The sequence below is a fragment of the Comamonas piscis genome, assembly GCF_014109725.1.
GTDB classification, from domain to species: domain Bacteria; phylum Pseudomonadota; class Gammaproteobacteria; order Burkholderiales; family Burkholderiaceae_C; genus Comamonas; species Comamonas piscis.
The window spans coordinates 4539625-4562821 of sequence record NZ_CP058554.1 but is presented as its reverse complement, the minus strand read 5'-3'; the positions used below and the strand labels follow the sequence as shown (position 1 = coordinate 4562821).

The window sequence follows — 23197 nt, the reverse complement described above, 5'->3', positions numbered from 1 at the left end:
GCTAGCAAGGCTCCCCTGCATGGTTGCGGCTGATGTGGAATACAAAGTCCGCATCGGGCAGGGTGGTGAAGCGCTTCAGTACCTCTCGGTAGGTCTGGTCCGGGTCCAGCGCTGCCAAACGATCGGGGTAGAGCATCTTGGCCAGGTGCTCCAGCGCGGCGATATGGAAGGCGCTGTCGTAGAACTGGTGGTAGAGCGCCTGCACACAGCCGCCGGCGCCTTGGGTGGCTAGCGCCAGGCCCTTGCGCTGCATCAGCCGGGTCATGGCCTGCTCGGCCTCGCTGACGGAGATGTCGTAGCCAAAGGGGATGGTGCGCGCACCTTTGCGCTGGCGCTGCGTGCCGGTCATCAGGTAGAGATCGGGCTGCAGGCCAATCAAGGTCTCCAGCGCGATATCGCCGGTCATGCCGGGCAGCAGCTGCTTGGCGATATTGCGCCCGCCCACCGCCTCGATCAGGTAACCCCAGGCGGTGTTGCCCTGCGAGAAGCAGCACTGCGCCAGCCCCAGGCGCCCGGCCCGTATTTCGACAAACACACGCGGCGGGCGCGGCGCGGTGGCTGCCACCTGCTGGATTGCGTTCAGGCGCGCCTGGTAGAAGTCCAGATAGGCCTGGGCTTCGGCCTCGCGGCCCAGCACCTGGCCCAGCATCTGCAGCATGGCGGGCAGGTGCGCCACCGGGTTGCGCGAGCTGTCCACATAGAGGATCGGAATGTTCAGTGCCGCCAGCAGCGCGGCAATGCGGCCGCCCTCTACCGCTGGGCGGCTCTCCAGGCTCAGCAGCACCAGGTCGGGGCGCAGGCGCAGCAGCGCTTCCAGATCGACATGGCCTGCGCTGTCAAATGGCAGCAGCGGCAGCTGCGTGGCATGGGGCCAGCGCTGCTGCATCAGCCGCCACAGGCTGGGGTCGGAGTCGCCCAGCGAGTTGTTCCAGCCGGCAAGGCGGGCAAACGGGTCCTCGCGCTCCAGCAGCGCCAGCGCCGTCATCGTATTGCCGTTTTGCACATAGATGCGCTGGGGCGGCGCGGCGATGCGGACCAGGCGGCCGGCAACATCGCTCACCTGCAGCGGGTAGGCTGCCAGCGCGACCGTGCTGGTGGTCAACAAAAGCGCCAGGACGGCCAGTAGCCGCTGCAGGCCCTTCATGGCGGGTCTCCTGCGGTGGTGCCATCCACCACGATCTGCAGCCAGCCTTGTGTGCAGCTTTGCACCCGGGCCTGCACGCCATAGACCTCGGCGAGCATCGCCGGTGTCAAGGTCTGCACCGGGCTGCCGCTGGTGTAGAGGCTGCCGCGTCGCAGCACGATGAGTGCATCGGCCCAGCGCGCGGCCAGGTTCAGATCATGCAGCACGGCGATGACGATGCGGCCTTGCTGGGCGAGCATGCGTGCCGTGCCCATCACGAGCGCCTGGTGGCGCAGATCGAGCGCGCTGGTGGGCTCGTCCAGCAGCAGGATGGCCGGCTCGCGGATCACCGATTGCGCCAGGCTCACCAGCTGGCGCTGGCCGCCCGAGAGGCTGTCGAGCGGCAGCAGCGCCAGGTGGGCAATGCCCAGCTGCTGCAGCAAGGCATGCACCCGTTCGATGGGTGTGGCGCTGGCCGGTGCATCGCTGGGGTTGCGCTGGCTGCTTTGGCTACGCAAGGCGGCCAGCAGGCTCTCCAGCACGGTCAGCGCCACGCCTTCGGCGGCGAACTGCGGCATATAGCCAACATACTGGGCGCGCTGCGCGGGCCGTAGCGCATGCAAGGCGGTGCTGCCCAGCTGCAGGCAGCCACGGGCGGGCACCAGGCCCGCCAGCGCCTTGAGCAGGCTGGTCTTGCCCGCGCCATTGGGGCCCACCAAGGCGGTCACCTGGCCGGGCTGCAGCAGCGGCAGTTGCAATTGGTCGATGACCTGGCGCTGGCGGTAGCCCACGCTCAGGCCCGTCACCAGCAAGGGGGAGGGCGGGTTCATGCGCGTGCTCCGCTGCGGAAGATCAGCCACACAAACAGCGGCACCCCGACCAGCGCGGTGACGATGCCCACCGGCAGCAAGGTGCCGGGCACCAGGGTCTTGCTGGCGATGGAGGCCAGCGACATGATGAGCCCACCCATCAGCGCACTGGCGGGCAGAAAAATGCGGTGGTCCTCACCGACCAACATGCGCGCGATGTGCGGCCCCACCAAGCCCACAAAGCCGATGGTGCCGGTAAAGGCCACGGCGGTGGCGGCCAGCAGGCTCACGCGCAGCAGCGATGCCAGGCGCAGGCGGTTCAGATCGATGCCAAAGCTCAAGGTGCGCTCTTCGCCCAGGCGCAGCACATTGAGCTGCCAGGCTGCGCGCAGCGAAAAAGGCAGCACGCAGGCAATGACCAGGGCCAGCAGCTGCAGCTTGGTCCAGTTGGCGCGTGCCAGGCTGCCCATGCTCCAGAACACCAGCTGCTGCAGCGCATCGGGCGAGGCCACATACTGCAGCAGCGCCACCAGCGCATTGCAGCTGAACACCAGCGCAATGCCGAACAGCACCAGAATCTGGCGCGAGCCGGGCCGGGCCCGGGCGGTGGCCTGCAGCAGCAGCACCGAGGCAAAGGCAAACACAAAAGTGTTGACGGGCACCATGGCCTCTTCTGGCAGGCCCGGAATGCCCAGGCCCAGCACCAAGGCCAGCGCGGCGCCCAGCGCAGCGGCAGACGAGACCCCCAAGGTAAAGGGGCTGGCCAGCGGGTTGTTCAGGATGGTCTGCATCTCGGCGCCGGCCAGCGACAGCGCCACCCCAACCAGCACCGCCATCAGGGCATAGGGCAGGCGCAGGTCCTGCACGATCAGCGCGGTCTCTAGCGGCACCTGGCTGGGCAGAAACACCGCGGTGGCCAGTGTCGCCCAGCCCAGATCGGTGGAGCCCACCGACAGATCGGCCGCCACACTGAGCAGCAGGCCGATGGCCATCGCCAGCAGCAGGCAAAGGCGCTTGCGCATGAGCTGGGCATAGCCTTGCGCCAGGGCCTGCGCAGAGGCAGCGAATTCGGCAGGCATGGCGGCAGACGCGCCGCCCAGCGGCGCTGCAGGCAGCGCCGGGGTGGAGGGGCGCGCCATCAGAACGCGGCGCGCAGCGCGACGGTGATATTGCGTGGATCGCCGTAGTAGGTCTGGCGGTAGCGGCCGCCGGCAAGGCGGTCGAAATAAGTCCGGTCAAACAGGTTGTTCACCGTCACCGTGGCTTGCAGGTGGCGGTTGATCTCATAGCCCGCCTGCAGCGCATAGACGGCATAGCCACCCTGGCGCCAGGTGGTATTGCCATAGGTCGTGGCATTGCTGCTGTAAGCCTGCATGCCGCCGCCAATCCACAGCCGGCGCAGTGGCTCGGCCGCAAAGCGGTACTTGGTCCACAGCGAGAAGTTATGGCGTGGGAAGGAGCTGTTGAACGGCTGGCCCTCGGTATCCACGCTGCCGCTGACGTGGCGCGTATCGGTGTAGGCATAGCCGGCAGTCATGTCCCACTGCGGGGTCAGCTTGCCCGATACCTCGGCCTCAAAGCCCTGGCTGCACACCACACCGGAGGGCAGCGAAAAGCCTTCGTTGAGCGGGTCGGTCACCGCGCGGTTTTCATCCTGGATGCGGAACACCGCCAGGTGCGCGTTGAGGCGCTTGTCCATGAACTCGCCCTTGATGCCCATCTCCAGCTGGTTGCCGGTTCGGGCCGGCAGAAAGGCGCCGCTCACCACCGTATCGGTCTGCGGCGCAAACACCTTGTTGGCGCTGGCATAGACGGACAGCTGCGTGTTCAGGTCATAAACCAAGCCCAGGCTGGGCACGAACTTGGCACGGATCGATTGGTCATTGGCCGGTTGCTCGGGGTCTTGCGTCTCCCACCAGGCCAGGCGGCCGCCCACCAGCACGGTGAGGGGCTGCACGGGCTTGATGCGGGCATGGGCATAGACGCCGTGGTTGGTGACCCGGGTCTTGGGCAGGGTGCCAATGCGCTGCGGCGGCATCAGCAGGACATGGTCGGGCTGGTCGGCATTCTGCTGAAAGCTGGTGGGGCTGCCTTGCACCTGGCCGCCCTGGTAGGTCTGGTAGTTGGCGCCGACGATCAGGGTCTGCTCCAGCCCGTTCCAATCCATCGGCAGCGACAGGTAGGCATCCACGCCCCGGTCGCGCTCGCGCGATTTTTGGTGGGTGCCGAGGATGGTCACCTCGCGGCTGACCGGGTTCAGGTAGCTGTTGGACCAGTAGCGGTCAAACTCGGTGCCGCGCAGAAACTGGTTGGCGCTCAGCTTGAACTTGCCGCCACCATCCAGCTGGTGCTCCAGCTCGGCAAAGTAGCGTTGCGCATAGTCTTCTTTCTTGCCATGGATGGAGCCCAGAAAGGTCGAGCGGTCCAGGTCCGGGTTGCGGCCATCGGCCAGCAGCGGCAGGCCGGCAAAGGACAGCGAGCTGCCGCGCTGCTCGGTCGCGCCGATGGACAAGGTGGTGCTGGGGCTGAAGTCGTACTCCAAGGTGCCATAGACCGTGTTGCGGCGCAGGTAGACCTCGTCGACAAAGCTGTCGCGGTCGTCATAGATGCCTACCAGGCGCCCACGCAAGGTGCCCGAGGCATTGAGCGCGCCGGTCACATCCAGCTCTTGGCGGCGCTGGCCCCAGGAGCCCAGCACGGTGGCCGATTGCACCAGAAAATCCGCATGCGCGCGCTTGCGCACCAGGTTGATGGTGCCCGAGGGCTCGCCCGCGCCTTCGAGCAGGCCGGTGGGGCCGCGCCATATCTCCACCCGGTCGTACAGGCCCACATCCATCAAGGTGTTGCCCCAGATGCCCTGGCCGCCTTTCGCAGGCAAGCCATCGATCAGGTAGTTGCCCATCAGAAAGCCCCGGGCCTCGATGTTGACGATGCCGGTGCCGGTGGGCTTGGTGCGCATGCCGGTGACATAGCGCATGGAGTCGGCCAAGGTGGTGGCGTTCTGGTCTTCGATCTGCTGGCGCGTCAGCACCGAGATGGACTGCGGAATCTCGCGCAGCGCTTGCTCAGTCTTGCCAATACTCACCGCCCGCGTGGTGTAGGACTGGCTGTGCTCGGTGGTGGCGCCTGCATAGCTGTCGCGCACCACCGTGGTGGGCAGCGAGATGGCAGCGGCTGCCTCGGCTGCGGCATCGGCCGGGGTGGCTGAGGATGCGGCGGCCGGCTGCACGCTGATCGCGCCGCTGGCGGTGATGGCCAGTGCCAGGCCGCTGCCGCGCAGCGCTTGCTGCAAGGCCTGTTCCACCGTCAGTCGGGCGCTGATGGCCGGGGCCTGGCGGCCTGCAAGCAGGGCCGGGTCCATCGACGCGACCAGGCCCGCCTGGGTGGCGATGGCGTTCAAGGTCTGGGCCAGCGGGCCGCTGGCGATGTCGATCCCCAGTGCCGACTGCATGGCGGCGGGTGTGCTGCGCGCGGCGGCGGAGGGCGATGTTTGTGCCTGGCTGGCCGAGGCGCCGGCCAGCGCCAGCGAGGCGGCTAGAACCGAGCGGCGAAAGAAAGGTGTGCTGCGAAACATATGGAACTTCCCTGTGCTTTTGTGGTGCATCTGGAAGGCTTGTGTATCGAGCACGCGAAACCGGACAGTGTTTTTGAAAAATATTTTTTAGCGCACATCAATGCGGGTGAGCCAGCCGCCAAAACGCTGTACGCGGATCGGCAAGGTCTCGGCCAGACCGGTCAGCGCGCGCTCAATGTCGTCTAGGGGGAAGACACCCTGCACCTGGATCTGCGCTGCCTCGGGTGAGACGCGCAGCAGGCCATGGCGGTAGCGCTGCAGCTGGGCAATGACCTCGTGCAAGGGGCGCTGCTGCACCACCAGCCAGCCGCGCTGCCATTCGGTGCTGGGCATCTGGTCGGCGGCCAGGCGCTGCAGCCCTGCGGCATCGACCTGGGCCGCCTCGCCACTGCGCAGCACCGCGCTTTCGCCGCTCGTGCTGCGCAGCTCGACCCGGCTTTCCAGCACGCGCACCTGGGTGCGCTCAGCGAATTGCTCAACGGCGAACTGCGTGCCCAGCGCGCGGATATCGGCCTGCGCGGTGGAGACCACCAGGGGGCGCTGCGCATCGGCTGCGACCTGCACGACGATATCGCCTTCGAGCAGGCGCAGGCGCCGCAGGCCTTCGTCAAACGCCAGGTTGACGCGGCTGCGCGCATTGAGGACCAGGGTGCTGCCATCGGGCAGCGCAAAGCGGGCGCGCTGGCCGGTGCCGGTGCTGTAATCGGCCAGCACGGCGCCCAGCGGTTGCCAGCGGTCCAGCAGCAGCAGGCCCACGCCGGCGCTGGCCACCACGGCCAGGCCTTTGAGGGCGGTGCGGCGCCGGGGTTGCAGCAAGAGCTGGCGCGCCTGCTGGGCCTGGCCAGGTTGGCGGCCATCGATGGCGCGCAGTGCGCCCACGGGCCGGCCCACGGTGTCTTGCAGGCGTTCCCAGGCCTGGGCATGGGCGGGGTCTGCGGCCTGCCAGCGTTCAAAGGCCTGGCGCTCCGCGGGCTGCACGCGGCCGGAGCTGAGGCAGACCATCCAGTCAATCGCCTGCTGGGTGGCCGCATCCAACGGGGGTGGCGAGGCCATCAGCGCAGCTGGGCCTGCATGCAGTGCTGCAAGGCCTGGGTCAGGTAGCGCGAGACGGTGCGCACCGACACCTGCAGCCGCGCGGCGATCTCTTCATGCGGCATGTCATCGAGCTGGCTGTAGACAAAGGCGGTGCGTACGGGCAGCGGCAGGCCATGCAGAATGCGGTCGATCTCGGCAATGGCCTCGATCACCAGCGCCTGGTCTTCGACCGACGGCACGCAAGGCATGGGCAGCGCGGCCATGCTCTCCAGGTACTGGCGCTCCAGCGCCTGGCGGCGCTGGAAATGGAAGAGGATGCGCTTGGCAACCGTCGTCAGAAAGGCGCGTGGTTCCTGGAAGCTGCGCGGGTCCAGGCTCGAATCCACCACCTGTAGAAACGTCTCTGAGGTGAGGTCCTGCGCATCACTGCGGTTGCGGATACGGCGGTGCAGCATGCCCAGCAGCCAGGAATGGTGCGAGGTGTAGAGCGTGTGCAGGGCTTGGTCGCGAGAGGGGTCCACCACGGAAAGAAATGTGAATGATAGTTATTATCATTCTAGCCTCGGCGCGATTAGCCCTTGCTGCAGGGCAGCATTCGCCTTGGTTTGGAAGCCGTTGAGCGGTGGCGATAAGGGCCGCTGTGCCCGCGAGCCAGGTAGCGGCCGCAGCGTTGCTTTAGACGCCAGCCGCCAGGCTGTAGACCGTCAAACCGCCATCTTCGCGGTCGCGCATCAGCAGGCCGGCCTGGGCCATTTCCTTGGCCACGCAGTAGATGGTGGCCGCTGGCAGTGGGGCGCCGCTTTGGGCCAGGTGCAAGGTGATATCGGCACATTTGACCCTGGAGCGGCCCAACTGGACGATGGCCTCCAGCACCCGCAGCCGCGCTGGCGTGGGCCGTATGCGCACATGGCGGCTGCGTTTGAACCAGGGGGCGGCGGGGAAGGCCGACGCTGCCATGTTGGGGGCTCGGTCATCATTCATCCGCACATGCTGACACCCGAGTTTGGAGCCGGTTTGTCGATTTGTGGCAATTTGTGTCAATGTGCCTGAAGGGGGACGGGCCGCCCTGTACGCCAGTCCGTCAGCGGGATGGGTGGATGACCCAGGGGCACTGCGCCTGCGCACCCTGGGCATTGATCGAGATGCTTAGGGATCCTCTGCAAAACTCCCTGCCGTGGTCTGAACGCGGTCTCGGGCGATCCGCTGCGTTGTCTTCCTTGTCAATAGCTACTGCTATTGACTGCAAAAGACGCCTTGCGTCTCATCCCGATCCGCGTCCATCCCGTTTGGCGAGGGTTTTGCAGAGCATCCTTAGCGGATGCGTTGAACGCGCTTCCGCATGCGCCATGCTCCGATGCCTGCGGTCAGTATCGTCAGCAGTGCCAGGCTCCATTGCTGCAGGCTGGGCACCGCCGTCGCCTTGCTGGGCACAGGTGGGGTAGTGGTGACAACAGTCGCCGTGGCGATGCAGGGGTGTGCGGTGCTGCCGGTGCATTGGGCGTTGGACTCACTCACGACCAGCGATGCGGTGTTGACCAGGCTGGCTGGGGGCTGCGCGCTGATGGTGGTGGCCAACTGGATCGTCACGCTGTCTCCGGCGGCCAGCGAGGCAACGGTCACATCCACCGCGCCCGTGCCGCTGGCGGGCACGCAGGGCGCAGCGCCGCTATTGCTGCAGGACCAGCTGGCGTTTTCCAGGCCGGCAGGCAGGGGGTCGCTGATGTGGGCATGGGTGACGGGCACTTGACCAGCGTTGAGGGCGGTGATGCTGTAGTTCATCGCTTGGCCGGCGTAGACCGCGCTGGTCGTTTGCGCCGTCTTGCTTAGTTGCAGCAAGGGGTTGGGCCACAGATCCACCGCTGCCGCTGCGCTGCAGGGCTTGTCCTGGACCTGCGCGCTGGCTGGGTTGTAGCACAGCCATTCGGCATTGCTGGCGGTCACGCTGGCGGTGTTGCTGACCTGGTCCATGCGAGTGGTGATGTTGTCCACCGTGGCGACCACGGTGTAGACCAGGCTGGCCTTGGCGCGCATGCTGGCGATGGTCTGGCTCAGCGTGCCGCCTGCGGACAGGCTGCCGCTGGCTTGGGGGCAGACTGCGAGGCTGCCGACGGGCGACTGGCAGCTCCAGGTGGCCGAGGCAAAGCCGGCGGGCAAGGTGTCAGACAGCGCAACGCCGGTCAGCTCGGCCGCGCCTTCGTTCTTGACGGTGACGGTGTAGGTAGCGTTTTGCCCGGCGTAGAGCGGCCCGGTCGCGTCCACAGTCTTGGTCACGCTGAGCAGGGGGCTGGTGGCCACCGATGCCGAGGCGCTGCAGGGCGTGGGAAAGCCATCGCGCGCATCGCAGCTTAGCGTGCTGGTAGCGGGCGGCTCAATGGTGGCGATGTTAGTGATGACCGTGGCACCTGCGGGCAGCGGGCTGCTGAAGCGCGAATTGACGCGGAACACCAGCGCACTGCCGGCTGGCAGGGTCGGCAACACGGTATCGAGTGGGAAGCTGCCGGTGGCAGGCACGGGGCAGACGGCTGCGCTGCCGGCCGGGCGGCTGCAGCTCCAGCTGCTGACGGCTGTCTGCAGGCCATCGGGCAGGGTATCGCGCAGGCGGGCGCCGCTGGCGTCGCGCGTGCTGGCATTGGTGACGGTGATGTCGTAGAGCACTGCGGCATTAGCGCTGGCCAGGCCGGTGTAGGCGCTGCCATCGTTGTTGACCGCCTGCTTGGCCACCGACAGCGGCGGCGAGCACGATGCCGTGCCGCTGGATTGCACCAGCAGGCCCGAGGGGTCGCCCTGGTTGCCGACGACGACATAGATCGTGTTGGTGCCGGTTCTAAAACCATTATTGAGTACCACGGGGACATTACCGCCGCTGCCAAAACCGCCGACGCCCAAACTGGCGCCATTGTTGGTGTAATCAAATACAGCATCATTCACCAAGATACGCCTGACCTGGTTATCCACATACAGGTTCAAACTCAGGTTGAAACTGTCGGGATCCACCGCCGGGTCGAGCGTGAAATGGTATTGGTAGACGTAATAGTCTCTGCCATATTGCACGCCAATCCATTGGGCATTGCCAAAGGGCGATTGCACCCAGGCACCATTGCCGGCGCCCGGACGGTCCACCGGGCCTTGGGCGTAGGTGAGCGCTGCAGCAGCAGCAGGGGTGGTGATATCGCCCAAGGCTGACGCAATCGACCAATGCGCATCCTTGCTGCCCAAAGCCAGCTTCGGGCTATTGATGCTGTAGCCATTGCTGCCGTCAATACCGGTGTTGAATATGGCCGGGTCGGTGCTGCAGGAGATAACAGGTGCAGTTTGGGCCTGGACCGCCAGGGGTTGGAGAAGTGCTGCCACTGCACATCCCAGGCCCAGATAATGGGCCATCGATATTCTGAAGCCGTTCATTGCATTCCTATTTGAAATAATTTTATTCAATATGGATATGCATGGTAGTAGGATGTGCAGACGGCGGAAACAGGGCAATGTCAACCATCTTTATGCTGCGAGATGTTTGACAATTTTTATGAATCCGAGAAATGTGGTTGATACTCTGTAATGCTTGACAGTCGTCAAGCCAGGCGGTGCCGGATGGGCCATGGCGAGGGGCAGACCGAGGGCTGTATGGTCGTCGCGGGAGCGCGTTCAGTCTTGGTCAAAGAAGAACCATCAGAGGGGCTACCGCATCCCGCCGCGCAAGATCAGCGGCTATCTGCACAAGCCCAGCAGCCGCTGGAGCCTTCGTACCTCGTTCAACTGGTTTGGCGCACGCGACTACCTCCTGGCCGATGGCGAGACCCAGTTCGCGCGTGCCGATGTGAAAAGCTACTACAAGGTCGATGTGCTGGGCCGCTACCAGTTCGACAACAAGAAACCGGTCAGCATTGGCATGCAGAAGCTGTTCAACTGCTACCAGCTGCCGCTCTACAGCCAGCTGATGCGCAGCGGCAAGAACGACAGCCGCCTGCCGGCCGCGGGTGTGACCTTGACGGCGAGCTATATACGCAACGGGTGATCTGGGGGCGGATCAATGGCGCTGTGGCATCAGCCTTTGCGGGGACCTCTGATCACCGCCAGTACGTCGATGCTGGCGCCCACGAGTCTCGATAAACCAGCGATGCGGTATCCCTGGCAAGCGGGTTCTAGCGGCTGAAGATTTTTGTCCAGCCATGCTTGCCTCCCTCACCCAGGGCTACTGCCGGCTGCGGGCGTCCTTCATATATCGTGCAACATTCAGCACACTGGCCCCACCACAGGCAGGCTGCTGCAAAGCCCAGTCTATGTCGCTGGCGCCAAAAAGTGCTGTGCAAAACTTGGAGCTGCTCACTGCTTGGGTGGGTTTTTGCACAGCATGTGCATCACCCTGGATTGTCCCTGGTCAAGTACCGCCCAACATCACAACGATAGTTGGACAGCTATATGTAGCAAACGGCTGAGTCCTGCTCAACGGCTGTGTACCGCTTCGAGAAAAGACTGCACTAGCGCCCGCCGCTGAAAGTTGTTGCTCTGCATGCGCTGCAGCGCTTTCTGCCATGCTGCGAGCAGCGTGATGTTATGGCGGTCCCAGGCATGAGGCCGGTGATAGACCGCAGCATAGCGATACTGGTCGCTAGCGCCGACATAAGCCATGCAGTCTTCGCTCTTCTCGCCTTCCCAACCCTCCATGCTGATATGAGGCATCTCTTCCCAGAGCGATGCCTTCAAGGTAGGCGGTCGGCCCAGGATAGCCGTGGTTGAGATGAGCTCCCACACGACCCATTGACTGCTCAGGAAGACCTGCAGACGCACGCGCCCTGGTCCTTCTGTCACGAGGTGGAGCACGCCGTCCGACCGCAATTGCATAACGGACTGCGAGGCTTCCTGCTCTAGCGACTTCAGCACCGCTTCGAAAGCATTTCGAAACCATAATTGCAGGTGCTCGAGAAACTGACCTGCCTCTTCCCATTGATCATTGGCCATTGCGACCTTTCGTTCGTTCAAAGAAAAATAGTTCAGTCCAGCCATTGATGGCAGCGATGTTCGGCTGCGATAGCTACCCACAGAATGCATACCAAAAGAGGTGCGCAGGCAGCCGCCGAGCGCACCCAGTCGGCCTGCCACTTGTTTAAGGAATGTGCCATCCACAGCTACCTGTGCAATAAACTGCAGCAGCCAGACGACGCCATGCTCGCAAGCTAGATAGCACCATTCCAACTTTAGGTTATGCCGGGCCAGCCAGGCGGTGTCGTGCGCTGTGTCGGCAGCGAATAGGGGTACCCTCAGAAGCCAGAAACCAGTCAACTGCTCCAGCAGCACTGTCTGCATGCTGGCGCGCGTGACCGCGAGCGGGTGGTCTACCGAGGCGACGTACGCCAGCGTATTCCACTCCGCATCAAACGAGAAGCCGTGATTGCCCTCCAGCGCTTGGACGCTCAGGGGATCTGCTTTGCGAAGCTGGGCGGCGAGGTTGCTCGTTGGTGCGCCAGCTTCTTCAGCCTCCAGCCACTCTGCCTGAAAGTTGAATCGGTTGCGGTTATTTGGCGCAGCCACGGCTCGCAGCAACGAATGCGCGGACAGCGGATCCTCGGGCGATTCACAGCGTCGGCGAAGGGCCCCGAGATGGGGAAAGTGAACACCGTCGGCATTCAGCGCATTTCCGAGCAGCGACGCGATTCTCTCCGGAGGCTGCGGTTCCACGTCGTCGGCGTCGCGCGGCAGGCGATCATCGGGGAAGAACACCGCGCGCATCGGTATGGTGTTTTCGGGCTCCGCATTACGGTCGGGGTCCAGCAGGTCTTCCAGTGAGATTTTTCCCATATCGTCATGGTGGCGCTTCATATCCATGCGCAGGTCGCTGCGGACTTTGGCCAGAATAACGCGTGCTACCTGCGGTGCATCCAGCGTTCCATCTAGGTAAGGAAATTTCACCTGCAAGCGCGGGGCCACCTCCGAATCGCTGGATGGGCGGAAGGCGGCGATTTGCCTGCTGATCTTGCTGCCGAATCGATCCACCCGGCCGATGCGCTGCTCCAGGTCGCCTGAGGTCCAAGCCACGCCGTAGTGAACGACTTCGTCACAGAAGAGGTGTAGGTCAACGCCTTCCTTCAACACGTCGGTGCAGACCAGCACGTTGGGATGGGACGGGAACTTGAACTGAGTGACCGCGTTCTTGTCCTTCAGGCGGCCGGAGCGGCCGAACACGGGCTGCATCCGGTCGAAGGCAGAATTCGCTTTCTCGTGCAGTTGGTGCCACTCGGTTGCGTTGTCTCCGCGCAGGCACTTGTCGATGATAGTGTCGAATTCGACGATCCATCGCCGAAAGCGTTCGCGCCAGTTCGCGGCATAGGTGGTGAGCGCCAGGGGGAAGACAGCGTCGCCAGCGAGAAAACGCAGAAGTAGATCGGGCAAGGCCTGAGGCTGGTGGTCGATTCGGTTGACGTAACGGTTCAGCACGTAAAGGTCGACTAGCAGATCGGTTTGGCGCATCGACTGCAGCAGGCAACGCTTCAGCGTAGCCGTCCTCCAGGGATCGGCACCTTCGGGCCCTCTCTCTTCCTTACCTATACACAGCCTGAGGAAACGGGCCCACCAGTCGTTCGCGGTCGCCCACGCACCTTCGTCGCTCGGCAGTGCCTCCGATAGCCGTGTTTGGAGGAAGCCACGGAGAGGGTTGCGGTCAAAGGATTTATTGCGTAGCCGCGCCTGGAAGGAGCTCAGTTTGCCTTTTTCTTGGATTGCCTTGAAGTAGTCTAGCGAGAGCGGTGGCACCGCGACGTGGCCATCCTCCTCGTCAGGGTAGTCACGTTCGTCGGGCTCAACCGGGTTGTCGTCTTCCTTGTGTGGCGGGGTGCTCCAGAACTGTCCATCGAGCCACGGCTGCTCGCGCAGAGTGACTCCTTCGGGCGGCTTGAGCAGCCATTTGCGCCACTCAGTTAGGCGGCCGTCCACTTCCTTCTGGAACTCATGCAACAGTGCGTCGCGGAGCTCCTCCACCGTGTCCAGGCGGCGGACGAATACCAGAGACTTGTGCGTGCTGCCGTCCTTCAAACTGCGCTCTGCCACCTGGCGTACTACCTCGCTCAACTTGGCATGTGGCAGTGAACGGGGCGAGGGAGCGCCATCAGAGGGCTGCGGGTCGAGATGCGAAGCTGCTGCATGGAAGCTGACGGTGAGCGCGTCGATGCTGGCGCGGTCCATCGACTCATCAGACTGGGCAGGACCACCGTCATCGCGGTGCTCAAACTCCGGTGAATTCTCCGCGTTACGGCGCCAATGCGCCCGCATGGAGGTGGCCAGCGATTCGAACGACGAGCATTCGCCTTGTCGGAACCGGTTCTGCTTGCCGTCGAGTGCCATCACAAGGCGCTTCTGCACCAACGCCATCGTCAATGTCATGAACGGGTCCGCCGCAGAGGAGGTGCGAACGCGCTCGTAGCGCCGATATTCTGTTTTCGGGTAGGCCTTGCCCTCTGCATCCTCGTAGGTACGGATGCGTCGGACCATGAACTCTTGCATGATCGCGACCACATCCTGCGTCTCCGGGGTGCCTGGCCGTAGCCGTTGCGCGATACGGGGCGAACTGTAGCCTGGGGTGCAGGTGCAGGCACAGTTCGGTGCTGGTGCGAGGTAGGTGTCGAGGCAAGCCAAGCTTTGCGGGCCGCTGTGCAATGGCGTTGCGCTCAGGAATAGCCAGCGTTGCGCGTGCGGATGAAAGACCCCTAGGATGTGTCGGTTCTGCTGGTTGCCGACGTGGCGCAGGTACTGGGCTTCATCGAACACGGCTAACCCTATGCCACGAGCGCACAGGAGTTGGCCGATGCGTGCCGCATAGCGTCCTTGCAGGAAGGTGCCAAAGCGCTCAGTCGCGGTCGCCTCCGCGCAGGCATGGGCCTTCTCGAGCGCCTCCTGATCTTCCGGCGATGGCACAGCTCCCAAAGGCGCCAGTTCCTGTGCATACGCGGCGTACATCGTTTCCAATGAGTACCCGTCCTGTATCGGTCGACCGAACCACAAAGGACGGCTGAATGAGGAATAGCGCAGAAGGTGAATGCGCCCGTGGCCACGCTGCAGCGCTAGCGCAAAATCGGAGAGGCGATCGTGTAGCACGATTGGGCTTACAGACCTGCCAGTGCGCTTGCTGCGCAAGCGATCGTCACGGGCTAGCCAGCAGGTGCGTGTGAAAGCATCCCACTCTCGTTTCCACTGTTCCTGCAGTGGCTTGCCCGGGCAAACGATGACGATTTGCGCCTCTGGCTTCTCTAGCAACTGCAGGGCTATCACCGCCATCGCTTGCCGTGTTTTGCCCATACCTACCTCATCTGCGAGATAGGCGAAATTCTTGGTTTGCAGCAGATGCCATAGCGCCGCTACGCCATCGCTTTGCGTGCGCGACTGCGCGCTGCCGGTGGCGCTCCCGCCGTCGAAATCAATGAATGTGCGGATCTGGCCAGCGGTCAGCGGGCCCTGCAAGAGGTTCTCACCCATGAGCAACGCTCACCTGTTCGCGGAACCAGGAGATCATCATCTCGCTGCGCTGACTAGCCCGGCTGTTAGGGAACATGCGCTTGAAGGCTTCTGATTCGCCGAGCAGGGTCCGCACGCGCTTTTCCGGATCCTTCAGCTCTTCCCGTACTGTGGCGCTTAGTTCAGCTTTGCAGGCCATCGCGGCGTTTGATGCTGGCAACGCCTCGATGGTCGCCAGGAGCTCTGAAAATTGCACATAGCGCATGATCAATGCCTCGTCGCTATCGGCCTGTTGCAAAGCGATCGCGCGACAGAGAACCACTGGACCGAACGGTGAACTGGCGTCATAAGGATTTAGCTCGCGGTGGCTCTCGAAATATCGACGCATATGGAAAGTGGCCTGAAAAAAGGAAAATAGGTCCAGCGAAAGTGCCGTCGATTCATCCTCGATGCCATCTTCCTCATCGGAATCGCCCTCACCACGCACTCGCTTTCGCACGGCTTCAGGCTTCTGTTGCGGTTGCAGGCTGCACAGAAGCTTGAGCACTGATGAAAGCCGCGGCCGTGGTTTGTAGCCCAATAAGTCCTCCGACGCATTGAGCTGCAGCACCAGTCCAGTGAAATATTCCTCCACGCCACTCGCGAGGGTGTACCTTAGCTTGAACGACTTGATGGTGCGTAGTAACGTCATCGGAAAGCTGAAGTCCTGCGGCGATGATTTTTTGACGTCGATTAAAGCCTCTGACGCACCGATTGAGACGGTAGAGGTCTGAAGCGCTACGCCGTCGTGCAAGCGGACTCTGACGACTAGCCTGCGCGCCCTCCAGTCGCACACAGCTTCGGCATCGAAGGGCGGCAGCGGCGGAGCACCTTCGGCGTCCGGGTCGTTGGCCTGCTGTGCTGCTGGGGGCATGTCTACCGTGGTGAAGGCCTCTTTCCACGGCGACTCGCCCTGGATGCGATAGCGAAGCATAGCCTCGACGTTGGAGAGCATTCCATCGCCGTGAGACCACGCGGCAGTGGTGAAGTTGGCCGAACCCACGCAAAGAGCATGTGCCCCTGGGCGGCTGAGGAGGATGGCCTTCGCGTGCGAGGCGCGGGCCGCGTCATCACGGAAGTGACCGTAATCGTACCGATCTGGCTTGCAGCTAGTGGGCCGCTGCAGCACGCCTTCAGGCGTAGGCGCTGGTATCAGCATGCAGCTCTTCACTCCCAGCTTGTCCACGAGCATATCGACCCCTGCCCAATAAGGTGAGACCACCACCGCACGCTCCCAGCTCTCACCTCGGGTTAGAGCTGGGAGGAGGTCGGTCGTTTCGCCGGCAAGTACAGGCGGCCACGCAAGATGCAACGTAGGCGTACCTACCCGTTCGGGTGCTAAGCTTTCTGGTTGGGCTAGTGCCTCCAGTATGTCTTCGAGCAGCAGAGTGATGCCACCTTCAGCGTCAGCATTAGCATTCCCAGAAAGCGCAATGCGCTCACGAGCCTGCTGTTGCAGCCAGCGCACCAGGATCTGGAGCGTGTCGCTGTGCTGGCGCGTAACTCCGGTAATTCCGACCACTTCGCGCTGAACGGCCCATCCGGACAGCGACAGGTTGCCGCTACTCACACTGAGCCACAGCGCCTGTCGGTTTGGTGCATCTGCCGACGTTCCACCGAGCAGCATGATCTTGGGATGGAAGCGTCCGGCTTCCAATCCCACCGGCAGTAGTCCATAGCGCATGTCGCCTTTGGCCTGTGGATTTGAGGAGCGATCACATACCACCAGTGCGCGCACCGACTGCAGCGCATCGTTCAGTTCCGCGCGTACCACCTTACTACCCTTGAGGTCATCTAGGGGCATGCCGGCGAGCAAGGGAAGCACATTGCCTTCGAAAAAGGATGAGGAGAAGGTGAAGGTCGTGAATAGCGCCCACGCGGGCTTGCCGCCTTCAAACTGAGCCAACATGCGTTCGAGTGCATTGCGCATCAGTCCGGGATGTTCCATTGGCGGCTTCATGCAGCCTCCCCAAACAGTTGATGGTGGATGGCGGCAACGGCGGAGAGGTAGTAGCCGTTGTTCCAGTGCGTGTTGCTCTCCAGCCGCAATTGCACTTCGGAGAGCGGGCGATCTTCTCCAAGCGGGGAAACAGTCTTCCCCTCATCGATGGTGAGCAGTGGCTCAGCACCGCGCTCTTTCACCAGCCGTTGGTGATGTCGCACCATTTCTTCCAGGAAGGCCTGTGGCTTGCCCTGGGATAGGTGTTCAGCGAGCTTCGCAAGCTGCCCGTCTCGTTCGTTGCAGTGGGCGCTGAACAACGCAATGAAGCGCTCCGCCTTTGCCTTGTGAGCTGTCCTATGTGGCTCAAGGCGGTTGGCGGCGTCAACCACCGTATGACGGTCGAGCGCTCGCAGCAAGTCAAAGCTGTTCTGCAGGACGACGAGGAATTGTTCGCAGTGTTCGATGCGGATGAGCGAAGGGAGCAGAACGCTCGCAGCATTGGAGGAGGAGCGCAGCCGCCGCAACAGCTCCGCGACTGTGTGCGCGGTGCCGTTCACCTTTTGCCGGGCGATCTCGGCGCAATGCTTCGCCAATGCCACCTGTGCCGAGCTGCCCAGCAACTGTGCCTGCAGCAATGACGTCAGCGCTGTCGAGGAGAATACTTTTCGCAACACAGCATCCAATGGCACTGCCCCATTGAGCAGCTGCTTGGGCTGGTACGGCCGGCTCTTGCCTTCCAGGACGCGCTTGAGCTCAGGAAGCAATACATGAGTAGCGTCGTAGGACCAGGCCCGGGTCATAGCTGAAGCCACTTGCGGCTCCAGGGTCCACTGCGCATCCAGCAGTCCAGCCCGGCTGCAGCTACCTCTGTAGTACTGGTACAAGCCGTTGACCGCTGTTCCAGTATCGCCTGAACCAACTTGAAAGTCCCCTGGACTGTTAAGTGCCCGGTTGCCGTAGCAATGCTGCTTGCCAGGTTCAGCCCACAGCCAATACTCCAGCAGTCCTTCTAGCAATCGGAAGCAACTGCGGAAGTTGCGATTGGTGACTAAATCCTTAAGCGGCTCTTGCATGAGCCAATGGATCAAAAGAACTGCTTTGATTCCATCCAGATTGTTCACGCTTGATGCGAGGTTGGGGACGAGTTCCCGACCAATGCCACTCCATACAGGGAGAATGCCGAGGGGATCACGGACCGACGTGGCTCGGACAAGTGCTGGATCAGGAGCTGTGAAGAAGGGGAACTCAATGACACTGCCTGCATTGGAAGATCTCATCAGTGCATTCTGCATCACTGGAGCGCCCTGCAGCGCGTTGTCTGCTGACTGATTGGTGAAAGGAATGGCTGGCTGAGTTTGCGGCGGTTCGGCTATCTAGACGGCCTCTTCGTCATCTACAGAAGTCATTGCTGAGCGCATATTGCCCGGAGAGGCTACGGCGACTATGGTCTATGGGCGCTCGTACCGCGTCATGATGCCGACGGCGATACCCGCTGCCAATCTGGCGTAAGTGCCCCTTCCTCTCGCTAACGCAATACTTCCAGACATAAAAAAGCACCCTCGGTGGGGTGCTTTTACTGTTCTGGCGGAAGCTCAGGGAGTAAAGAAGCCTTATTTTTAGGCGCTATAAGGCGTTTAAGCGGTGTCTATAGGCCATGGTATAGGCCAACCAAAAAAAGACGCCCTGGGGCGGTGCTGGTGCCCTGTGGCGGCCTGTTTGGCCAAGCGGATTCTATGCATTGCAGTGCGCAACAGAAGCCGACGTTTCCCGACAGTTAAACAGGGGGTAAAACTGCCGCGCCAGGCCACGCCAGTGCTGGATACCGGCACCGCCGACAGTGCCGACAATTGCGACCTATTAAGAGAGCGGGCGCGGCGGGGTCTCGACCGCGCGCAGCGGGGGTATGCAGGGGGTGGGGCGTGCGTGGGGCAGGGGGCGGGGTGGCCCCGGCGTGCGTGCGTGGGCCTGGGGCTGTGCCTGCGGGCCGTGGCGGGGCTGCTGGGCAGGGGGTGGGGTTGCCATGCAAAAGGCCCGCGCTGTGGCGGGCCTGTGGGGCTGGGTGCGGGGGCGGGCAGCGCGTGCGGCGCGGGCCGGGCTACTGCGCGTGGGCTGGGCGCAGGCCCCGGGCCGGGGTGTGGCCGGTGCCCAGGTGCTGCGGCTGGGTGGTGGCTACTCGGCGGCTGGGCTCTCGTTCAACTGGTAGGGCTTGAAGCGCACCACCTCCCGGCCTGCCTGAGCGTTGATCGACCCGGCGATGTCGCTCTGCAGCGTGGTGATCTCATTGCGTGCAAAAACCATCGCAGCTTTTTCCACATCGCCGAAGCCGCCCGTATTGTTTGGCAGCATGCCGATCAGCTGCGGCGGCACCCGGTGCGCGGCCAGCACATCGTCGCGGCTGCTGTTCTTGATGTTCAAGAAGTCATCTTTGGCGGCCACCTCACTGATGGGGATCAGCTGCAGTCCGTCTTTCTTGCCGCCTGGCGCGTAGAAGAACACGTTGCGGAAGTTGCCGCCGTTCTTCGTCTGGGTCAGCTGCTTGCGCAGGGCGTCAATGTCACCTTGGCTTTGGGCCGGGTCAGTCGCGTACAGGATGAAGCCGGCGTGCGAGCCGTTGTTGTAGTAGCGGCGGCGGAACAGCGTTGCGCTTTCGTTTAGCTGGGCCGACTGCATGGCGCCCAGGTAGCCGGGGACACCATAAATTTCTTGATGCAGATCGGGCTCGCGCAGGTGCAGGATAGACCCGGCTTTGAATTCGTGCGGCGATTGCAGATCCGTGACGAAGAAAAACCGCCCCGGATCGATGCCCACCCGCATGTATTTGGCCAGGGCGTGGCGCAGTACCAGCTTGTCCCCCAGCTGGTTTTCACGCCACTCCAGATAGCCGTTGCCCAGTACGCAAAAGTTAAAGGCCATGGCCTTGAAGTCTGCGGCGCTGAGCCACGGGGTGGGGATGAACGTGCTGGCCAAGATGTTGACCTTGCAGCGCAGGGCAGATTCATGGTGCGCGCCCACGCGCAGTAGGCGCGCCAGGGCGGCCAGGCTCACGGGTGGCTCGTACCATTCGCCGCTCTGCACACACTCGGCATACTCCATCAGCGCGCTGCGGCCACCTATCACGGGCTCGGGCTCGCCAAAGCTGAACGCCTGCACGTTAGACTGCTGGCCCGTCTGGGTGACAGGCGTGCGCTGGGGCTGCGCGGGTTTGCGTTTTCTCATTAGGAATAGACCTCGATAAAGGATTTCGTTTGCGGTGTGGCCAGGCCCGTGCCCACTTCCAGCGCTTCATTGCTGAGCGCATTCATGCAGGCCCAAGCCAAATCAGAGTGGCCGGTGTCTTTGCTGCGGCCCGCTGCGTAAGTCACACTGCGACCGCTGGCGGTCATCTCGCGTTTGATGGCCATGAATGAGGCGGCCAGCTCTTTGTTACCGGCGTCCCACTGCAGGCGCTTGGATTTGATGACCTGCAGGGCTTTCATCACCAGCATGGTCTTGCTTTCCACGCTGTAGTTGATGCCCCGGGCAGCCGGGAAGAACTTGACCACCAGCTGGTAGACGGCATTGCCAATGCTGGTTTGGTCGATGGTGAGCTGCTGCACGTTGTAGGTGTCGCAAATCTTCTTGATCTCGGCCGCCTGCGCTTCAAAGTCAAGTCCACGCAGCTGCCTGGTGTGCAGAACGCGCAGTGGCCCGCCCGGTGTCTCGGGCGGTGCCAGCACCACTAGGCCCGCGCTGTCGCCATTCAGGCTGGGGTCATAGCCCACCCACACCGGCTGCCAGCCAAAGGGCCGCTGGGCGAATGCCTTGAAGTCCTTCCACACCTCCCAGCTGTCCACCAGGCAGGGCTGCAGGTTGGTCAGTGGGAAGACGCTAAACGAGTCATCCACAAAGCCGCACATCAGCAGGTTTTCAAACTCGGGGTCGGAGTATTCCAGCCGCAGCTCGTCAATGTCGAACTTATCGCAGCCTCCGGCTTCGGCGTCCAAGATGTTGACGATCTGGCGCCAAACTTTGTCTTCGCCTGTGAAGCCGCCCGCCAGCTTGCCGTGGGTGATGTCGATATCGGTCTTGAACTTGCGCGCAAACTTCTTGGCGCTCCACAGGTCATAGGCTGCGTGCTGGATGCTCGATGGGGTGCTGAAATAGGTTTTGCGCCAATGCTTGTGAATGGCCATGCCGCTGGCCACCTTGTTCAGCCGCTCAAAGTCGGTAGTCCAAAAATACTCATCGAAGTAGAAATTGCCGTGGTAGCCCTGCGCGGTGCGCGCATTGCTGCCCAGGAAGTGCAGCTGGGCGCCGTTCGCCAGAACGATCGGTTCGCCTTTTAGCTCCACCTGGCAGACCTCGAAGACAAACGACTGGATGTACCCTTTGAAGATGTACGCCTGGGCCTTGCTGGCAGACAAGAAAATCTGATTGCGGCCCGTCTCCAGCGCATCAATCAGCGCTTCGCGGGCAAAGTACCAAGTGGCACCGATCTGGCGACTTTTGAGAATCTGGCGTGTGCGATGGTGGATGTTTTGCCACCAGGTGAGCTGGTACTTGAAGCACGATTCAATGAAGGCATCGCGTAGCTTCTCGATCTGTTCTTGCGACAGGAAGTTTTTGGTGGGCTGCGCTTTTGGAGCTGCATTGCGCGCATCGATATTGGGATTCAGATCGCGCTCGCGGCCAGACTGGCGGTAGTTGCTGATGCGCGCGAAGCGCTCCATTTGCCGCCCGAGTAGATCAATTTCCTTGTAATCGCTGCCGGTCTTTTCCTCTTTGGCCACCAGCTGGGCGTAGCGCGTCTCCGTTACGCCCTCGGCGCGCTGGGTGGGGCTGGCATCGGCCCAGCGCTCGGCCTTATGCCAGCCGTGGAGTGTGGCGCGGGGCACGCCCAGCTTTTCCGCGATGTGGGTCAGCTTCCAGCCCTGCCAATACAGGTCACGGGCGTGGCGGCGCTGGCCGGCGCCGCCATCGGTGATGGCGCTGCACTTGCCAGCGGGCAGGGCGTCAAGTTCAAACGGCAGGCCCTTGCCCTCGGGTGAAATCTCTTTGAGGACAGCAGCGGTAAACGCCTGCTCGGGCGTCACCGTGGTGATGTGCGGCCAGCATTTGCCGCGCGTCTTGGACTTGGCCAGGCGCTTGACGGCACGCGCAGGCGCGCCGCTGCTGGCGGTGTCGGCAGGGGCTGGGCTAGCTTCTGGCTTTTGCGGTGCTACTTTCATTCAGCCAGTGTCTGCCGCGCGCGCGCGGAAATCGACAAGTACAAATTGTCCGAAACGCAGCCACAGCGCGTGGTCATTGCTACAAAAACAGGGTGCGCGGAACATAGCGATAGATCAACAACCGCTTAACCGAGCCGCACCATGCCAAGCAAATTCTTTCGAGTTGCCACCGAAGGCCAAACCACCGATGGCCGCGAAATTACGCGTGCCGAAATCGAGCAAATGGGCAAAAGCTACAACCGCCAGAAATACGGCGCACGTATCTGGCTGGAGCATCACCGGGGCACCGTTCCTGGCGGCCCCTTCGACGCCCTGGGCGATGTGTTGGCAACGGAAGTTCGTGATGTCGAGGACGGGAAGAAAGCGCTGTTCGCGCAGATCGAGCCCCTGCCGACACTGATCGAGATGAACAAGAAGGGTCAGAAGCTCTATAGCTCCATCGAAATTCATCCTAATCTGCCGGGCACTGGCGGCCCTTACCTCTTTGGCCTGGGCGTTACGGACAGCCCTGCCAGCCTGGGCACCGAGGTGCTGAAGTTTTCGCAAGGCGCCGCTGTCAACCCATTTGCTGGACGCAAGACCGACAAGGCAACGCTGTACAGCGAGGCCATCGAGACCGATCTGGGATTGCAGGCCGACGAAGAAAGCATTGCCAGCGGTGTGCTGAAAAAGTTCAGCGACCTGATCGATGGTTTCAAGGGCATGGTCGCCGCCAAGCCTGCGGCAGGTGACAACACCTTTGCCGCCCAGACCGTGGAGGCACTCGGCGTGGCTCAAGACGCCATGCAGAAGCAAGCCAAGGAAAACGCTGACCTGCTGGATAAGTTCACCAAGCAGGGCGCTGCGTTTGCCACTCTGCAGCAGGACTTCGCCACGCTGAAAACCAAGCTCGAAGGCACAGAGAACCACAGCGACAAGCGCCCAGCTGCGACGGGCAAGGACGCCTCGGAGCTGGCGGACTGCTAAGCAAGATACAGCCGCTCAATAGCCGCTCTCACCAACAACCGACACCAGTTTTTATAGGGACGCAAC

Annotated in this window: 16 protein-coding genes; 3 read left to right on the top strand and 13 right to left on the bottom strand. The window is 62.6% G+C overall.

The window, feature by feature from the left end:
• Position 1: 1 nt before the first annotated feature.
• From HS961_RS20610 to HS961_RS20575, 8 genes are all read right to left on the bottom strand, one after another.
• Positions 2 to 1144: an ABC transporter substrate-binding protein gene (locus tag HS961_RS20610; RefSeq protein ID WP_182325227.1), complete on the bottom strand. Its 1143-nt coding sequence runs from the start codon at positions 1142 to 1144 to the stop codon at positions 2 to 4.
• Positions 1141 to 1953, bottom strand: coding sequence for an ABC transporter ATP-binding protein (locus HS961_RS20605; protein WP_182325225.1), 813 nt, complete (start codon positions 1951 to 1953; stop codon positions 1141 to 1143). Before HS961_RS20605 ends, HS961_RS20610 begins: the two co-directional genes overlap by 4 nt.
• Positions 1950 to 3071 carry a FecCD family ABC transporter permease gene (locus HS961_RS20600; protein ID WP_238347684.1) on the bottom strand — a complete coding sequence of 374 codons (1122 nt, stop codon included), beginning with the start codon at positions 3069 to 3071 and terminating at the stop codon, positions 1950 to 1952. Before HS961_RS20600 ends, HS961_RS20605 begins: the two co-directional genes overlap by 4 nt.
• Positions 3071 to 5506: a TonB-dependent siderophore receptor gene (locus HS961_RS20595; protein ID WP_182325223.1), complete on the bottom strand. Its 2436-nt coding sequence runs from the start codon at positions 5504 to 5506 to the stop codon at positions 3071 to 3073. Before HS961_RS20595 ends, HS961_RS20600 begins: the two co-directional genes overlap by 1 nt.
• A gap of 87 nt (positions 5507 to 5593) precedes the next feature.
• A complete protein-coding gene (locus HS961_RS20590) occupies positions 5594 to 6559 on the bottom strand; it encodes a FecR family protein (protein WP_182325221.1) in 966 nt (321 codons plus the stop codon).
• Positions 6559 to 7065, bottom strand: coding sequence for a sigma-70 family RNA polymerase sigma factor (locus HS961_RS20585; protein WP_238347683.1), 507 nt, complete (start codon positions 7063 to 7065; stop codon positions 6559 to 6561). Before HS961_RS20585 ends, HS961_RS20590 begins: the two co-directional genes overlap by 1 nt.
• 151 nt (positions 7066 to 7216) lie before the next feature.
• A complete protein-coding gene (locus tag HS961_RS20580) occupies positions 7217 to 7522 on the bottom strand; it encodes a transcriptional repressor (protein ID WP_182325219.1) in 306 nt (101 codons plus the stop codon).
• Between the two features lie 330 nt (positions 7523 to 7852).
• Entirely contained in the window at positions 7853 to 9943 is a 2091-nt protein-coding gene (locus HS961_RS20575; protein WP_182325217.1) for an IPTL-CTERM sorting domain-containing protein, read from the bottom strand.
• A 190-nt stretch (positions 9944 to 10133) separates the two neighbouring features.
• Here HS961_RS20575 and HS961_RS20570 point away from each other — a divergent pair, with 190 nt between their 5' ends.
• Entirely contained in the window at positions 10134 to 10550 is a 417-nt protein-coding gene (locus tag HS961_RS20570) for a hypothetical protein (protein ID WP_182325215.1), read from the top strand.
• A gap of 428 nt (positions 10551 to 10978) precedes the next feature.
• Here HS961_RS20570 and HS961_RS20565 read toward each other — a convergent pair whose 3' ends face one another.
• The 3 genes from HS961_RS20565 to HS961_RS20555 are packed head-to-tail and all read right to left on the bottom strand — an operon-like array spanning position 10979 to position 18079.
• Entirely contained in the window at positions 10979 to 14998 is a 4020-nt protein-coding gene (locus HS961_RS20565) for a DEAD/DEAH box helicase (protein ID WP_182325213.1), read from the bottom strand.
• Positions 14991 to 16976 (bottom strand): hypothetical protein, encoded by a 1986-nt coding sequence (locus HS961_RS20560; RefSeq protein ID WP_182325211.1) that lies wholly within the window; start codon positions 16974 to 16976, stop codon positions 14991 to 14993. The genes HS961_RS20565 and HS961_RS20560 overlap by 8 nt, the downstream gene beginning before the upstream one ends.
• Positions 16973 to 18079 carry a hypothetical protein gene (locus HS961_RS20555; protein ID WP_182325209.1) on the bottom strand — a complete coding sequence of 369 codons (1107 nt, stop codon included), beginning with the start codon at positions 18077 to 18079 and terminating at the stop codon, positions 16973 to 16975. Before HS961_RS20555 ends, HS961_RS20560 begins: the two co-directional genes overlap by 4 nt.
• An 899-nt stretch (positions 18080 to 18978) precedes the next feature.
• Here HS961_RS20555 and HS961_RS20550 point away from each other — a divergent pair.
• The gene (locus tag HS961_RS20550) at positions 18979 to 19161 is read left to right on the top strand and encodes a hypothetical protein (RefSeq protein WP_182325207.1); all 183 of its coding nucleotides are present in this window, start codon (positions 18979 to 18981) and stop codon (positions 19159 to 19161) included.
• On the opposite strand, the gene HS961_RS20545 is transcribed toward HS961_RS20550, so the two are convergent.
• Positions 19128 to 20174 carry a phage portal protein gene (locus tag HS961_RS20545; RefSeq protein WP_182325205.1) on the bottom strand — a complete coding sequence of 349 codons (1047 nt, stop codon included), beginning with the start codon at positions 20172 to 20174 and terminating at the stop codon, positions 19128 to 19130. The genes HS961_RS20550 and HS961_RS20545 overlap by 34 nt on opposite strands.
• On the bottom strand, positions 20174 to 22165 hold the full coding sequence (locus tag HS961_RS20540) for a terminase large subunit domain-containing protein (protein ID WP_182325203.1): 1992 nt from the start codon (positions 22163 to 22165) through the stop codon (positions 20174 to 20176). The genes HS961_RS20545 and HS961_RS20540 overlap by 1 nt, the downstream gene beginning before the upstream one ends.
• A 141-nt stretch (positions 22166 to 22306) precedes the next feature.
• Between HS961_RS20540 and HS961_RS20535 the strand changes: the two genes are divergently transcribed.
• Positions 22307 to 23131: a GPO family capsid scaffolding protein gene (locus HS961_RS20535; RefSeq protein WP_182325201.1), complete on the top strand. Its 825-nt coding sequence runs from the start codon at positions 22307 to 22309 to the stop codon at positions 23129 to 23131.
• Positions 23132 to 23197: the final 66 nt, after the last annotated feature.